Origin of the sequence: Aeromonas veronii, assembly GCF_040215105.1 — a bacterium.
Taxonomy (GTDB): Bacteria; Pseudomonadota; Gammaproteobacteria; order Enterobacterales; family Aeromonadaceae; genus Aeromonas; species Aeromonas veronii_G.
The window spans coordinates 3,106,314-3,121,066 of record NZ_CP157875.1; the positions used below are offsets into that span (position 1 = coordinate 3,106,314).

The following is a 14,753-nucleotide window of genomic DNA, read 5'->3' on the forward strand; positions in this document are numbered from 1 at the left end:
ACCCCCATGCATCACCATCTCAATACCCTCTATCAGGGGCTGTCTCTGTCGCGCGATGAAGCACGCGATGCCTTCGGTCAGGTCGTGCGCGGCGAAGTGGATCCCATCGTGCTCTCAAGCCTGCTCACCGCCCTCAAACTCAAGGGGGAGACCCCGGAGGAGATCGCCGGCGCCGCCGATGCGCTCCTGGCCGAGGCCCGCGACTTCCCGCGCCCGGATTATGCCTTCTGCGACATCGTCGGTACCGGCGGTGATGGCCTCAACACCATCAACGTCTCCACCACCTCGGCTCTGGTGGCCGCCGCCTGTGGCCTCAAGGTCGCCAAGCACGGCAACCGCTCCGTCTCGAGCAAGTCCGGCTCGAGCGACCTGCTCGACAAGATGGGGATCAAGCTCGACATGAGCCCAGAGCAGGCCCGCCGTTGCCTCGACGAGCTCGGCATCTGTTTCCTGTTCGCCCCCCAGTATCACGCCGGGGTGCGCCACGCCATGCCGGTGCGCCAGGCCCTCAAGACCCGCACTTTATTTAACGTCTTGGGGCCCCTTATCAACCCGGCCCGCCCCACCTACCAGTTGATGGGGGTCTATGCGCCGGAACTGGTGCGCCCCATCGCCGAAACCCTGCTGGCACTGGGTCTGAAAACCGGTATGGTGGTACACGGCGCCGGCCTCGACGAGATCGCCATCCACGGTCCGACCCAGGTCGCCGAGATCCGGGACGGCGAGATCCGCGAGTACCTGATCACCCCGGCGGACTTTGGCCTCGAGACCTACCCGGTCAGCGCCATCCAGGGGGGTGAGCCGGAAGAGAACCGCGCCATCACGGCCGCCATCCTGGCGGGTGAAGGCAGCCCGGCCCACAACGCCGCCATCGCCGCCAACGTGGCCCCCCTGCTGGTGATGGCGGGCAAGGCGCCGGACTTCAAGCAAGCCGCCGCCCTGGTGCTGGCCAAGCTAGCCAGCGGCGAGTGCAGCGCCCTCGCCAAGGCGCTGGCCACCCTGAGCCATCAGGAGGCATGATGTCAGCCACGACCAAAGAGAGCCCACAAGGCACTCACTCAGAACGCCCGAAGGGCAGTTCACAGCTTCGCAAGGATAACGAGATGTCAGACGTCATTGCCCCCCATGCTTTCTTGAACATGGACTCCATCAACCAGACCATCCTCGGCAAGATAGTGGCCGCCAAGCAGGGCTGGATTGCGACCCGCAAGGAAGCCCAGCCGCTGGAGAGCTTCAAGGCCGCTCTGGTGCCAAGCGATCGGGACTTCGAAGGGCAACTGCGGGCAGGCTCCACCCGCTTTATTTTAGAGTGCAAGAAGGCTTCTCCCTCCAAGGGCCTGATCCGCAATGACTTCAGCCCCGAGGCCATCGCCGATGTCTATGGCAAATACGCCACCGCCATCTCTGTGCTGACCGACGAGAAGTTTTTCCAGGGGGATTTCGCGTTTCTGCCGAGGGTGCGCAGCCGCGTCCAGCAGCCGGTGCTGTGCAAGGACTTTATGATCGACCCCTATCAGGTCTATCTGGCCCGCCATTATCAGGCGGATGCCATCCTGCTGATGCTCTCCGTGCTCACCGACGAGGGCTATAACACCCTGTTTGCGGTTGCCAAGGAGCTGGGTCTCGGGGTGCTGACCGAGGTGAGCAATGAAGAAGAGCTGGAGCGCGCCATCGCACTGGGCGCCCCTGTCATCGGCATCAACAACCGGGATCTGCGGGACTTGAGTGTCGACATCGCTCGCACCGGCCAGCTGGCCTCCCGCATCCCGGCGGATCGGGTTGTCATCAGCGAGTCCGGCATCCGCAACCGCACCCAGGTGGCCGAATTGCGCCAGCACGCCAAGGGCTTCCTGGTGGGGTCGTCCCTGATGGAAGAGGCGGATCTCGAAGCCGTGGTGCGCAAGCTCACCTTGGGCCAGAACAAGGTGTGCGGCCTGACCCGCCCCGAGGATGCCGCCGCCGCCCATCAGGCCGGCGCGGTGTTTGGCGGCCTCATCTTCGTATCCAAGAGCCCCCGCTACGTGGACATCCCCGCCGCCCGCGCGGTGATGGCCGGCGCACCCCTTTCCTATGTGGGGGTGTTTCGCAACGCCCAGGCCGCCACCATCGCCAAGACGGTGGATGCCCTGGGGCTTGCCGCCGTGCAGCTGCACGGGGATGAAGACGCCGCCTATATCGAGAGCCTGCGCCCCCTGCTGCCCCCAGGCTGCGAGATCTGGAAGGCCGTGGGCATTACTCTCGACAAGACAAGCGGCGAGCCCCTGCCTAACCTCGACTTCCCGGCGGATCGCCTGCTGCTGGATACAAAAGTGGGCAGCCAGAGCGGCGGCACCGGCCAGGCGTTCGACTGGTCTCTGCTGACGGGCCTCGATAAATCCCGCCTGATGCTGGCCGGGGGGCTGAACGCCGACAACGCATTGCAAGCCGCCCAGGTCGGTTGCCTCGGCCTCGATTTCAACTCCGGTGTGGAGAGTGCGCCGGGCCAGAAGGATCCCCAGAAACTCGCCGCGGCCTTTGGCGCCCTGCGCCAACTGTGAGAGTGCCCTGCGCCAACTGTAAGCGGGCCCTGTGAACATGCACCAAATTGATGAATCGCTTTCGCCTATAAATACAAGGAATAGTCCCATGACTCTGCTCAATCCGTTCTTCGGGGAATTTGGCGGCATGTACGTGCCCCAGATCCTCGTCCCCGCCCTGCTCCAGCTGGAGAAGGCCTTCGTCGATGCCAAGAAGGATCCGGCCTTCATCGCCGAGTTTGAGGAACTGCTGACCGAGTACGCCGGTCGCCCGACCCCCCTCACCCTGACTCGCAATCTCACCAAGGGCACCAAGACCCGCCTGTACCTCAAGCGGGAAGATCTGCTGCACGGCGGCGCCCACAAGACCAACCAGGTGCTGGGCCAGGCTCTGCTCGCCAAGCGCATGGGCAAGACCGAGATCATCGCCGAGACCGGCGCCGGTCAGCACGGGGTCGCCACGGCCCTGGCCTGCGCCCTGCTTGGCCTCAAGTGCCGGGTCTACATGGGCGCCAAGGATTGCGAGCGCCAGAAGCCGAACGTGTTTCGCATGAAGTTGATGGGCGCCACCGTGATTCCGGTGCACTCCGGCTCATCCACTCTCAAGGATGCCTGCAACGAGGCGCTGCGGGACTGGGCTGCGAATTACGACAGCGCCCACTACCTGCTCGGCACCGCCGCCGGCCCTCACCCCTTCCCCACCATAGTGCGGGAATTCCAGAAGATGATAGGGGAAGAGGCCAAGGCCCAGTGCTTCGAGAAGGAGGAGCGCCTGCCCGATGCGGTGATCGCCTGCGTCGGCGGCGGGTCGAATGCCATCGGCATGTTCGCCGATTTTATCGACAACCCTGAAGTGCGCCTGATCGGCGTCGAGCCCGGTGGTCACGGCATCGAAAGCGGCGAGCACGGTGCGCCGCTCGGTCACGGCAGCAAGGGGGTCTTCTTTGGCATGCACTCCTACCTGATGCAGGACAGCCAGGGCCAGATCCAGGAGTCCTACTCCGTCTCGGCGGGGCTCGATTTCCCCTCCGTCGGCCCCCAGCATGCCCATCTGGCCGCCATCGGCCGGGCAGAATATGTCTCCATCACAGACAAAGAGGCGCTGGATGCGTTCCAGGAACTGGCCCAATCGGAGGGGATTATTCCGGCACTGGAGTCCTCCCACGCCCTGGCCCATGCCCTGAAACTCGCCCGCAGCGAGCCTGAGAAAGAGCAGGTGCTGATCGTCAACCTCTCCGGCCGTGGCGACAAGGACATCTTCACCGTCGCCGAGATTTTGGAAAAGAGCTTCGAACAAGAAGGAACCCGCAAATGAATCGCTACGCACAACTCTTCTCCCGGTTAGCACAAGCCAAGCAGGGCGCCTTCGTCCCCTTCGTGATGCTGGGGGATCCCACCCCTGAGCTGTCGCTCGCCATCGTCGATGCCCTGGTCGAAGGGGGCGCCGATGCCCTGGAACTCGGCATTCCCTTCTCGGATCCGGTGGCGGACGGCCCCACCATTCAGGGGGCGGCCCTGCGCGCTTTTGCCAGCCACACCACCCCGGATGACTGCTTCGGGCTGCTCGCCAAGATCCGCGCCAAGTACACGGAGCTGCCCATTGGCCTCTTGGTCTACGCGAACCTGGTCTATGTGCGCAAGATTGACGGCTTCTACGAGAAATGCCAGCAGGCGGGCGTCGATTCCGTGCTGGTGGCGGACGTGCCGGTGCAGATGTGCGAGCCCTACAAGGCCGCAGCCGACAAGTACGGCATCGACAGCATCTTTATCGCCCCGCCCAACGGCGATGCCGAGACCCTGAAAGCCGTGGCGGAGCTCGGCTCCGGTTACACCTATCTGGTGAGCCGCGCCGGTGTCACCGGCGCCGAGACCAAGGCCGGCATGCCGGTGGAGGGGCTCATCAACTCACTGCGCGAGTTCAAGGCGCCCCCCGCCCTGCTCGGCTTTGGCATCAGCGAACCGGCCCAGGTGCGCGACGCCATCAAGGCCGGCGCCGCCGGTGCCATCTCGGGCTCCGCCGTGGTGAAGATCATCGAGACCCACCATCAGAACCCGGAGCACATGCTGGTGCGCCTCAAGGAGTTTGTGGAAGGGATGAAGGCGGCGACCCGCCACCCCTGATCCCCAGGCCGGGCCGGGCTTGGCCCCATCACCCTGACCCTAAGCAACAAGGGAGCCCGAATGGGCTCCCTTTTTATTCCCTATTTCGCTCCAAACATCTTTGCCCCCTCGCCCTCTGGGAGAGGCTGGGGTGAGGGACATCAGGATCCGTGATGCGGCTGCGCCGCATGGGACGCGAGGACTCCGTCCTCGATGGGGTTTCGCCAGCCTGACCCGCACAATTCGGCCTAATACCCAAAACCGTAGGTTCGAATAGCGCCGCGTATTCGGACGTTCGCGATCCGGGTAGCGTTAATCTGAACTCCTGATCCTGCGGATGCCCCTGATGGCGTGGCTTCGCCACGCAGGACGCGAGGGCGCCGCCCTCGACGGGGTTTCGCCCGCCCTTCGGGCCGGGGCGAGTGACTTTGGAAAGACCCAAAGTCACCAAAAGTCTTCTCCCCCGCCAAGCCGCCCGCCTACAGCGGGTTCCCTCATCTCACTCTCTGGATCGGACGGAACACCGCAGATGGTACATCCCTGTACCAGCTGCGGCTGCGCCGTCATCCCTGACGGTGCTCCTGACCCACAGAGTTCGACTCGGCGGCTTGAAGGGGGATCAAGACAAAACAGTGCCAGCCATAAACTCCCGCATTTCAACTGAGATCTTCCCCCTCTCCCTCCGGGAGAGGGCTGGGGTGAGGGGAATTTCCGTAACTTCTGTTAACCCAATACTTCACTTAAAACAGCGGCTAATCACTAATTGGTGAACTAGCTCAGATTTCTATCATCCCTCTCTTTCCATGTCTCAATCCGGCCCCTTAAGATAGCCAAACGACAATCAGCCTCTCGGGAGAACGTCATGGCAGCGATTGTTGCTATCTCGCAGGTTAAAAGCAGCGAGCTGGGGGCTGTAACTCAGGGGCGGTAGCTTTCTCAGTTCAAAATAACATCGAAAAAACCTGCTTATTATGGTTTTACATTGATGATATTTTGTACAAAGGTCTAAATAAGGAAATAAAGCGAGCACGTTCTTCTTATAGAGATGTTCTGATAATTCATTTATTTTACATTAGTTTTTCGTGGTGACTGTCAGGGCAAAGTATAGAGATATTGAAGACTCTATTATCGGATTAGTAGCGCCTTCCATTTAATTACTTTTCGGCCATAAGGAATAATTGTGAAAATCGAAAACATATGGATTAAAAATTGGCGCTCTGTAAAGGAGGAAAAACTCCAAGCGCAAGATCTTATGGTGATCATCGGGCAGAATAATCATGGTAAATCTAATATCCTATCTTCCGTGTTATTTTTTTTGGCGAAATAAAAGCCCAAGATCTAGATTTTTACAATGGTTCAACAGAACTCTTCGTCGAGATTAAATTTGGAAATTTAGACGAATCTGATAAAACTACCTTCAAAAAGTATCTTACTTCTGAAGATAAGATCGTGGTCAGAAAATTAGCATATCTAGGTGGTAGCTTTGAATATCGCGGATATATTGAGAATCCGTCAGATGATTGGCTTAAAGAAGCAAATGCATCCGCTTATACAAATAGAGAGCTGGCAAGCACCTTGCCATTACATCAATTCATTCCTAACTCTGGGCGTATAACTAGGCAAAATATTATTGATGCTCAAAACGAATACATTGCACAACATAAAGCTAATGTCATGTTCAACTTTGAACTAGAGGTTACAAACTTTCTGGGGTTAAAAACCGTTGCCAAAGGAATATTTGGAGATGTGTATTTTATTCCTGCAGTTAAAGAGGCCTCAGACGATTTTTCCTCAAAGGATTCTAGCGTTTTCGGGAAGATGTACGCTGATGTGGTGGCTTTAATGTCAGAGCATAATGAGGAATGGAGGGAAACTAAAGAAAAACTAGGCCAGCTATTCGCCACTCTAAACAAAAAAGATCATGAGGGAAAGGATAATAATGATCGCCCTCAACAACTAGCAGCCTTTGAGCAAGAGATTACTAATGAAATGATATCTTGGGGGGCAACAGTAGATATTGAAGTAAACGCCCCAGATATTGAGAGTGTATTTAAAGCTAATACTCAAGTATGGGTGAATGACGGTGTTAGAACAGATATAAAGCGAAAGGGTCACGGCTTACAAAGGGCATTAACTGTTGCATTGATACAAGTTGTCGCAAAAAGAACTATCGCAGAAGCTGTTGCTGGAGATGAAGAAGGTAATGGAACTAGAAGAGCATCAAATTCTAGATACTTCATTTTTGAAGAACCAGAGCTTTATCTTCACCCGCAAGCACAAAGATCGCTTTTTGACTCATTTGTAGGTTTGTCTGAATCCGGTAGTCAAGTAATCCTTTGTACGCATTCAAGTGGACTTATTGATGTTGAGCGATACAAATCAATTTATATAGCAACAAAAGTAGATGAAATTAGCGGAACTAAGATTAAACAATGCACTGATGAATTATTTGAAGGCGATACCAAGAAAGATTTTAACCTATCCTACTGGATCAATCCTGATCGTGGTGAATTGTTCTTTGCAAGCAAAGTAGTTCTGTTAGAAGGAGCAACAGAAAAGACTGTACTACCACTGTTAGCAAAGCAGCTCAATGTTTTCAAATATGAATACACGCTCATAGATTGTGGCTCGAAGGACAATATCCCGCTTTATGTCAGACTCATGAACAAATTCTCTATACCCTATGTAGCTGTTTATGATCGAGATCATCAGGTGCATAAAGGTGTAGATGCAATAGCGTCCGCTGATAGATCTACTCAAAAGATTGAAGAAGAAATTGACGCTAATGTGGGTAGCTCTGTTGTTCTTATGAACGATATTGAAGAAGAGCTTGGATTGCCAAATGGTGGCAGCAGCAAACCATATGTCGCATTGAGCCACATTACTGCACAAGGTTTTACTATGTCAGCTGAAATGCAACAAAAGATTCGCACAATATATGACGCTAAGGACTAACATGTACATTTTGTCAGACTGTCTTCCACTTTGCTCCAGAGCGACCGAAAATGCGGATATTATCCATAAGGAAAATTATGAACTTAGAATCTACCTTTGAATTTATTTGGCACTATGCTCTGCATTTTGAGGGCCCTTTCCCAGTCGAAAGAGACTATTTGAGGGTGGTTCACCATCCGCCTGGACTCTGGCTTTGGGCAGATAGTTTGAATTCTGATCTTTGCAGACTAGGTCATCCATGTGTCTCTGTAACTTCTATTTGGGTCGACCATACTCCCCAGTGCTGGTATACACAAAGAAATGGTGCTTGGCTCAAGCCAAGTTGTGAACTAGCGGACCTTTTAATTGTTACTTGGGATGACGAAAACAGAAAAGCTGGCAGGGCTCTTCTTGTTCAAGCAAAAAGAGGAAAAAGCTACAACCGAATCTCAATTTCGAATAAATCAACAAAAACCGAGCTGAGACTTCTGGGAACTGCTCCAAAGTTTTTACTAAGCAGTCAAACATCTACTACACTAGGTAGCAGCCCGAGTCCATTGAATCCAAAAATCAACTGTGAGTTCAAACTTCCTTCTTATGAAAATTCACGTCTCGAACACTGTACTTTCTTGCAAATCAAGGACGCTAAAGCTAGACGATGGCCCATGACAATCCCTTCGTGGCAAACAATATGGCCACCTGCCTCATACTCAGAGACATACAGTGAAGCAATTTTGGGTATGATTACTCGCCCCATTAATTCACTAGGGAAACACTTCATTTTTGGCAACATGTCTGATGACTGGGATCGACTGATAACTTTATTGATAAATGAGACGCTGGCCTCTTCAGGGGGAACTGCAAGGGGTAAAAAGCAGCAAATATCGTTTTCTCTAAATTCTAACGATACCGATTGTTTTAGAGCATTAAATAACAGCTTTGAGGGTGAGTTCCCCGCTAGTGATGACCCTCAAGGTATCTCAACCGTGTTCATTACTCCCAAAAATAAAGGGTAATAAATGGCTATATTCGAACGCACACAAGCAGCTCTCCAGTGCACCGTAAAGCTAAAGCGTTATATGCTAAAGGGAGTTCAGTGGATGAAGTAGACGAAAAGTACGACACTATTTTTCGATACTGCAATCTTTAATAATCACACCGTAAAGTTTGAAAAAATAGGGCGCCAATTTTTCTGAGCAAGGCCGAATATAATAAAGACACAAGAAATCGGATATCTTTTACCCAATTTGGTTTATCCCCTGGGATATAAATAGTAAATTTCGACTGGCATGATGCCTATATTTTCCCAACCACGATATATCCAACAACCGTTTCCAATCCCTCTCCTACTATCCCCTGATCTACTCCCGCCATTAGCATCATGATTATGTTCTGGCAGACAAACCCAGTAGAGCTCGGAGAGGATCTCCGCCTCACCTCGCTCCAATTTAAAAAGGACGACCCAGATCACCTGCCAGGGAGCAAAGAAGCAGGCAGCATGGCACACCACCAGCCTTGAGCCCACGGCGGGCATTGCCTACAATGGCCCACTTTTTATCAAACTCAGGTCTATAAAATGAGCGACAACAAACCTGCACTGCCCGACCGTCTGGCGGCCAACCCGCGCAGCCCGTACCATGTGGCGGAATGCTTCGAGCACGAGATCGGTATTCGCCTCAACGGCAAGGTGCGCACCAATGTCGAGGAGTACTGCATCAGTGAAGGTTGGGTGAAGATCCCCTCCCCCAAGGCCAAGGATCGCTATGGCAATGCCATGCTGATCACCGTCAAGGGCACTGTAGAAGCCTTCTACGCCTAAGCGTATTGCCGCGCCCCGATCAGGGCTCGATATCCCAAACACCGGCCCAGCGCCGGTGTTTTGTTTTTCAGCATCAAAATGCACGGATAGTCGCCTTAGCTCCTATTCGATGCCTCAAGCCACGTCCGACATTTACGCCATTAGGCTGAGGATCCATCCCCAGCCATATAAAAAGCCCCGTCTGGCCTTGCGGCGAGACGGGGCTTTATCATTTTTTATGATTAAGTTACCAATATCATTAGCCAACCTAATGAACTGGCCTCTTCTCTGGACCAGAATCCCTAGCTTTAGCCCAGTGAGGCGAAAATCCCGGCCAGGGTCGCACTCATCAGGTTCGCCAGGGTCGCGGCCAGCACGGCCTTGAGGCCCATATTGGCCACGTCGTGGCGGCGCTCCGGCGCCAGGGTGCCGATGGAGCCGAGCTGGATGGCGATGGACCCCAGATTCGCGAAGCCGCACAGGGCGAAGGTGATGATGATCTGGGTGTGGGCGCTCAAGTTCTCCTTGATGCTGGCAAAATCCAGATAGGCGACGAACTCGTTCATGATGACCTTCTGGCCAATCAGGGAACCTGCCGCCATCATCTCGTTGCTCGGCACCCCGATGAGCCAGGCGACGGGGGCAAACAAATAGCCCAGCAGCAGTTGCAAGGAGAGCTCGGGCCAGCCGAACCACTCACCGACCGCGGCAAAACCGGCGTTGAGCATGGTGATGACGCTGACAAAGGCCAGCAAGATGGTGCCGATAGCCACGGCGATCTTCATGCCCCCCATGGCACCGCCCGCGAGGGCATCGATGGCGTTGCTGTAGTCGCTCTTGTCCAGGGTGATCTCATCTTGCTCGCGCACCCGCTCCTGCTCAGGCACCAAGAGTTTTGCCATCAAGAGGCCACCCGGCGCCGCCATAAAGGAGGCGGCGATGAGGTATTTGAGATCCACGCCGAGGCCGGCATAGCCGCCGAGCACAGATCCCGCCACCGAGGCCATGCCGCAGGTCATCACCGCAAACAGTTCGGAGCGGGTCATGCCCGCCAGGAAGGGGCGGATCAGCAGGGGGGATTCCCCCTGGGAGAGGAAGATGTTGCCTGTGGCCACCAGGGACTCGGCGCGGCTGGTGCCGAGCAGGCGGTGAATGCCGCCCCCCAGCACCCGGATCACCCACTGCATGATGCCGAAGTGATAGAGCACGGCGATGAGCGCGCTGATGAAGATGACCAGGGGCAGTACCCGCACCGCGAAGATGAAGCCGTTGCTCGCCAGATCGCCGAACACGAAGCGGATGCCGTTGTCGGCAAAACCGAGCAGGGCGGAGACGCCGTTGCTCATGGCGCCGAGCAGCAGCTGACCGGGGGGGAAATAGAGCACCAGGGCGGCGAAACCGGTCTGCAGGGCCAGGGCCCCGAGCACGGTGCGCCAGCGGATGGCGCGGCGGTTTTCACTGGCCAGCCAGGCGATAAACATCAGGGCCAGCATGCCGACCAGACTCAATAACAGGGTCATCTTGCACCTATGAAGAGAGGAGTTTCATATGGCAAGTCTGCAGACGGGGGGCGCGAGGACGTCAGGCGGGGCGTGCCGACCACGCGACACACAAACCACAAACCTACGGTTCAGTGGCGGGTCCCATCCTGGGGTCATTCACGTTCCGGGTGACGGCGAGTATCGGTGACGCCAGCCGCGCGGGAGAGACGGCGACTGGCAGGTCGGGCGGCGATGGTACAGTGATCTGAATCACATAAAAAGCGGTAAAACGATTCGCAAAGGCAACAAAATTCGGTCCATTTCGAATTTTCCAATCAGCGATGACTTTTCCGCCCACTCGCGAGGCGCTGCAGCCCGGCCCCGGCCAGCACCAGGGCGACGCCGAGCAAGTCATCCCAGCCGAGGCGTCCCGCCAGGGCATCCAAGGCCACGCCCCCCACCAGCTGGCCGGTGATGATGAGCAGGGCGCAGGCCAGGGCGCCGACCCGACCTATGGCCCAGCTGCTGATGGCGACAAATAGCGCCCCCAGCACACCGCCCACCAGCAACCTGGGATCCAGCCCGGCAAGCCGCTCCCAATGGGCCCCCGTCAACAGCAACATGGCGCCGAGCAGCAGGAAGCCGAGCAGATGGTTCGCCAGGGACGCGCCCAGGGCCCCGCGGGCGGTGGCGAGGCGGCCGTTGAGGGTGCGCGACAGGCTGACCGCCACGCCGTTGAGCAATCCCAGCAGTATCAAGATGGTCATCGTTCTCTCCTTATCGGTAAAAGGGGTCAGGGCAGGCACTGCGGGAAACCGCCACTCACGCATCGGCAGCGTCATCGCGCTCTCCCAGCGCACCGTCACCCAAGATGTTTCGAACTCACGGACCCAGCACGATCAGCAGGGCGCCGGCCATCACCAAGAAGGTGGCGAAGAGATCCATCCCCTCTGGACGGCGGCGGGGCAGGCCGAACCAGCCGAGGGCATCGCACAGGGCCCCGAACAGCAGCTGACCGAGCAGCAGCAGGGCCAGGGTGCCCGCCATCCCGAGGGGTGAGTTGAGGCAAAATGCCGCCAGCACCACGGTGAGCGCCCCCGGCAGGCCGCCAAGCCAGGCCCAGAGCGGGGCCTTCTGCGTTTGAGCAGGCTCTGCCGTCACCAAAGTGGCGACAGGCTCGCCCTGACAGGGGGTGGCGCTGTTGCTGTCTGGCACTGAGGGCGTTGAAAGGGAGGTGCTCTCGGCGGCTGTTTTCCCCGCCGTTGCGGCCCCGGCACTGCGTCTGCGGTTAGCGTTCACTCTGGCCACGAGCCCCCAGAGCAGGGCGGCCACCAGGGTGCCGATCCCGTGGGCCAGCCAGCTGGCGAGCCAGGGGTCGGTCGCCTGGGCCAGGGCGCCGTTGCGCTCGATCATCAGCGCCAGCAAGAGGCCGGCACCGAGGGCGGCCAGGGCCCCGATGGCTTGCCCGCCATGAAGGCGCAAAGCGCCGAGGGAAGTACCGAGAGAGGTGACAAGGGTGGAAGACATGGCAAGGCTCCTTTAACGCGATAGGAGCAGGATAGATTGTCTTTATTCCGGCGATAATCCACCATGCCGTCACAACTTTGTTTCCAGTTCGAGAACGACATGAACCAGGATGCCTTCGCCCTGCTCCCCGCCTTCGTCGCCGTGGTGGAGGCAGGCAGTTTCTCCGGTGCGGCGCGTCAGCTGGGGGGCAGCAAGTCGGCGCTCAGCAAGAAGGTGAGCCAGCTCGAGCAACTGCTCGGCTGCCAGCTGCTCTATCGCACCACCCGATCTCTCAGCCTTACCGAGGCGGGGGAGCGCTACTTCGAGACGGTGCGTCACGCGGTGCGCCTGGCCGGCGAAGGGGAGGATGCCATCGGCGCCCTGCAGGCGGCGCCCCGGGGCCTGCTGCGGGTCACCGTGCCCATGGTCTATGGCCGCCGTCATGTGGTGCCCCTCATCCCGGACTTTCTCGCCCGCCATCCCGAGGTGCAGTTGCAGTTCGAGATGAGCGACGAGCAGCGGGATCTGGTCGCCGAGGGGTTTGACGTGGGGCTGCGCATCGGCGCCCTGGAGGATTCGAGCCTCATCGCCCGCCGTCTCGCCCCCTGCCACAGCACCCTGTGCGCCGCCCCCGCCTATCTGGCGCGGGCGGGAGTGCCCCAAAGCCCGGAGGATCTCGAGCGCCACAACTGCCTCTTCTACTCCCTGTTTCGCGGCGGTACCCAGTGGCGTCTGCTGGGGCCGGATGGCGAGGTGGGGGTAACCCCCAGGGGCAATTTCGAGGTGAACAACAGCGACGCCATTCACAGCGCCCTGCTGGCGGGCCTTGGCATCGGCAACATGCCGGATTTCATCGTGGGGGACGATCTCGCCGCCGGGCGGCTGATCAGCGTGCTACCCGCCTACCGGCTGCCGGAGCACGGCATCTGGTGTCTCTATCCACGCCGGCGTCACCTGCCCGCCAAGGTGGTGGCCTGGCTCGCCTTTCTCGACGAGCGCCTCGGTCAGCCGTGATGACCCTCATCTCGGGTCCATCGGTGCGGTTCACGTTTTCTTCATCCCAAACCGGGTAGAATGCCAAGACCAAGCTCATGTTTTTATTGAAAAAGCGGCAGGGGATGCAAGCCCTCCTGCCCCAAGGAAGCCTCAATGAAAAGAACCGCGATTGCCCTGACCCTGGCCAGCCTGCTGGCACTGCCGGCCCTGATCCCGAGCGTCGATGCCGCCCCGGTGCGCTCCCTGCAAAAAGAGCAGAACTACGGCCAGTACATCAGCAAGCGCCAGGTGGTGGATCAGCTGCTGGCGGATGCCCTGCACATCTTCAAGTCACCGGCCCGGGTCTCCGATGCCGGCTTCACCGCCAAGATGCCGAGCAACATGGAGCAGGTCACCGAGCTCTTGCTGCAGGCTCATCAGCTCGAACCCTATCGCACCGATCTGCTCATCTCGGCGGCCAACGCCCAGATCTACAACGGCAACGTGGACAGGGCCATCAACCTGTTCGAACAGGCCCAGAGTGCCGCCCCCGACGATCTCGACATCAACAGCTATCTGGCCACCTGGCAGCGCTTCAAGGGTAATCAGGCCAAGGCCGATGGCTACTTCAAGCGGGTGAGTGAGCTCAATGGCGGGCGCGCCGCCGACTTGCAGCGCATCTTCGACACCGTGGACAGGGTGATCGCCACCCCCCTCAAGGAGCGTCAGGGCCGGGTAGAGAAGAACGGGCGACGCGCCATCGTCACCCTGGGCTATGCCCTCAACCCCGATGGCACCATGAACGACATCCTGCTGGGGCGCCTTGAGACCACCCGGGTACTGGCCCAGGCCAACCCGGCGGCCCTCATCATCCTGACCGGCGGCGTGCCCCAGAACCGGCAGACCGAGGGCAAGCTGATGGCGGACTGGCTGGTGAAGAAGGGGATCGACAGATCTCGCATCATCGAGGAGAACTACGCCACCAGCACGGTGGACAACGCCCTCTACAGCGGCTATGCCCTCGCCCGCCACCAGATTGAATATGCCACCCTGGTGAGCTCCGCCAGCCACGTGCGCCGGGGCCAGACCCTGCTGGAGATCGCCAGCTGGCAGAGCGGCCCCGCCGGGCTCAAGGTGGACAGCGTTGCCTACCCGGACAAGCCCCTCTCCACCCTGGCCAAGGCCAGCGACAGCGAGCTGCTCGGCATCTACCGGGATGCCCTGCGCACCTATGGCCTGTGGAGCTATCGCTCGGCGCCGCTGATCGAACGCTGATCGACACCCTGATCCCCGGGCCTTGATCACCCGCTGATCGGAGCACTGATCCCCGGATCCCCTTCACCACGCCCGGGCCCGCCAAACGGCGGGCCCGCGCTTCGACCCTCGGGGTCCTGTCCCGCCCTCTTCTTTCCTTTATTTTCCCTGCCCCGCTCCTGCTCGCTC

General features: G+C 58.1%; 13 protein-coding genes and 1 pseudogene. 10 read left to right on the top strand and 4 right to left on the bottom strand.

Going from position 1 to position 14,753, the window contains the following annotated elements; genetic code table 11:
• Positions 1–6: 6 nt before the first annotated feature.
• From trpD to ABNP46_RS14260, 7 genes are all read left to right on the top strand, one after another.
• On the top strand, positions 7–1,020 hold the full coding sequence (gene trpD / locus ABNP46_RS14230; protein ID WP_349918644.1) for an anthranilate phosphoribosyltransferase: 1,014 nt from the start codon (positions 7–9) through the stop codon (positions 1,018–1,020).
• Complete coding sequence (trpCF, locus tag ABNP46_RS14235) at positions 1,020–2,537, top strand: bifunctional indole-3-glycerol-phosphate synthase TrpC/phosphoribosylanthranilate isomerase TrpF (RefSeq protein WP_349918646.1); 1,518 nt, start codon at positions 1,020–1,022, stop codon at positions 2,535–2,537. Before trpD ends, trpCF begins: the two co-directional genes overlap by 1 nt.
• Before the next feature lie 88 nt (positions 2,538–2,625).
• Positions 2,626–3,831 carry a tryptophan synthase subunit beta gene (gene trpB, locus ABNP46_RS14240; protein WP_349918648.1) on the top strand — a complete coding sequence of 402 codons (1,206 nt, stop codon included), beginning with the start codon at positions 2,626–2,628 and terminating at the stop codon, positions 3,829–3,831.
• Positions 3,828–4,637 (top strand): tryptophan synthase subunit alpha, encoded by an 810-nt coding sequence (trpA, locus tag ABNP46_RS14245; RefSeq protein ID WP_349918650.1) that lies wholly within the window; start codon positions 3,828–3,830, stop codon positions 4,635–4,637. The genes trpB and trpA overlap by 4 nt, the downstream gene beginning before the upstream one ends.
• A gap of 1,159 nt (positions 4,638–5,796) precedes the next feature.
• Entirely contained in the window at positions 5,797–5,943 is a 147-nt protein-coding gene (locus tag ABNP46_RS14250) for an AAA family ATPase (RefSeq protein ID WP_349918652.1), read from the top strand.
• Positions 5,944–6,065: 122 nt separating this feature from the next.
• Positions 6,066–7,571 (top strand): ATP-dependent nuclease, encoded by a 1,506-nt coding sequence (locus tag ABNP46_RS14255; protein WP_349918654.1) that lies wholly within the window; start codon positions 6,066–6,068, stop codon positions 7,569–7,571.
• A 77-nt stretch (positions 7,572–7,648) separates the two neighbouring features.
• Positions 7,649–8,566, top strand: a complete 918-nt coding sequence (locus ABNP46_RS14260; protein WP_349918656.1) for a hypothetical protein — start codon at positions 7,649–7,651, stop codon at positions 8,564–8,566.
• A gap of 377 nt (positions 8,567–8,943) precedes the next feature.
• On the opposite strand, the pseudogene ABNP46_RS21175 reads toward ABNP46_RS14260, so the two are convergent.
• Positions 8,944–9,039, bottom strand: a pseudogene (locus ABNP46_RS21175) (metal-dependent hydrolase); the annotation flags it as partial.
• A gap of 87 nt (positions 9,040–9,126) precedes the next feature.
• Between ABNP46_RS21175 and ABNP46_RS14270 the strand changes: the two are divergent.
• A complete protein-coding gene (locus tag ABNP46_RS14270) occupies positions 9,127–9,369 on the top strand; it encodes a DUF3297 family protein (RefSeq protein WP_349918658.1) in 243 nt (80 codons plus the stop codon).
• Positions 9,370–9,656: 287 nt separating this feature from the next.
• On the opposite strand, the gene ABNP46_RS14275 is transcribed toward ABNP46_RS14270, so the two are convergent.
• The 3 genes from ABNP46_RS14275 to ABNP46_RS14285 all read right to left on the bottom strand — a co-directional run bounded on the left by ABNP46_RS14275 (position 9,657) and on the right by ABNP46_RS14285 (position 12,356).
• The gene (locus ABNP46_RS14275; protein ID WP_349918660.1) at positions 9,657–10,868 is read right to left on the bottom strand and encodes a NupC/NupG family nucleoside CNT transporter; all 1,212 of its coding nucleotides are present in this window, start codon (positions 10,866–10,868) and stop codon (positions 9,657–9,659) included.
• Between the two features lie 296 nt (positions 10,869–11,164).
• Complete coding sequence (locus ABNP46_RS14280; protein ID WP_349918662.1) at positions 11,165–11,596, bottom strand: DMT family transporter; 432 nt, start codon at positions 11,594–11,596, stop codon at positions 11,165–11,167.
• A 115-nt stretch (positions 11,597–11,711) separates the two neighbouring features.
• Positions 11,712–12,356 (bottom strand): DMT family transporter, encoded by a 645-nt coding sequence (locus ABNP46_RS14285; protein WP_349918664.1) that lies wholly within the window; start codon positions 12,354–12,356, stop codon positions 11,712–11,714.
• A gap of 63 nt (positions 12,357–12,419) precedes the next feature.
• Between ABNP46_RS14285 and ABNP46_RS14290 the strand changes: the two genes are divergently transcribed.
• Together ABNP46_RS14290 and ABNP46_RS14295 are read left to right on the top strand one after the other, a co-directional pair.
• On the top strand, positions 12,420–13,349 hold the full coding sequence (locus ABNP46_RS14290) for a LysR family transcriptional regulator (protein WP_349918665.1): 930 nt from the start codon (positions 12,420–12,422) through the stop codon (positions 13,347–13,349).
• A gap of 135 nt (positions 13,350–13,484) precedes the next feature.
• Positions 13,485–14,585, top strand: coding sequence for an ElyC/SanA/YdcF family protein (locus tag ABNP46_RS14295; protein WP_349918667.1), 1,101 nt, complete (start codon positions 13,485–13,487; stop codon positions 14,583–14,585).
• Positions 14,586–14,753 lie beyond the last annotated feature (168 nt).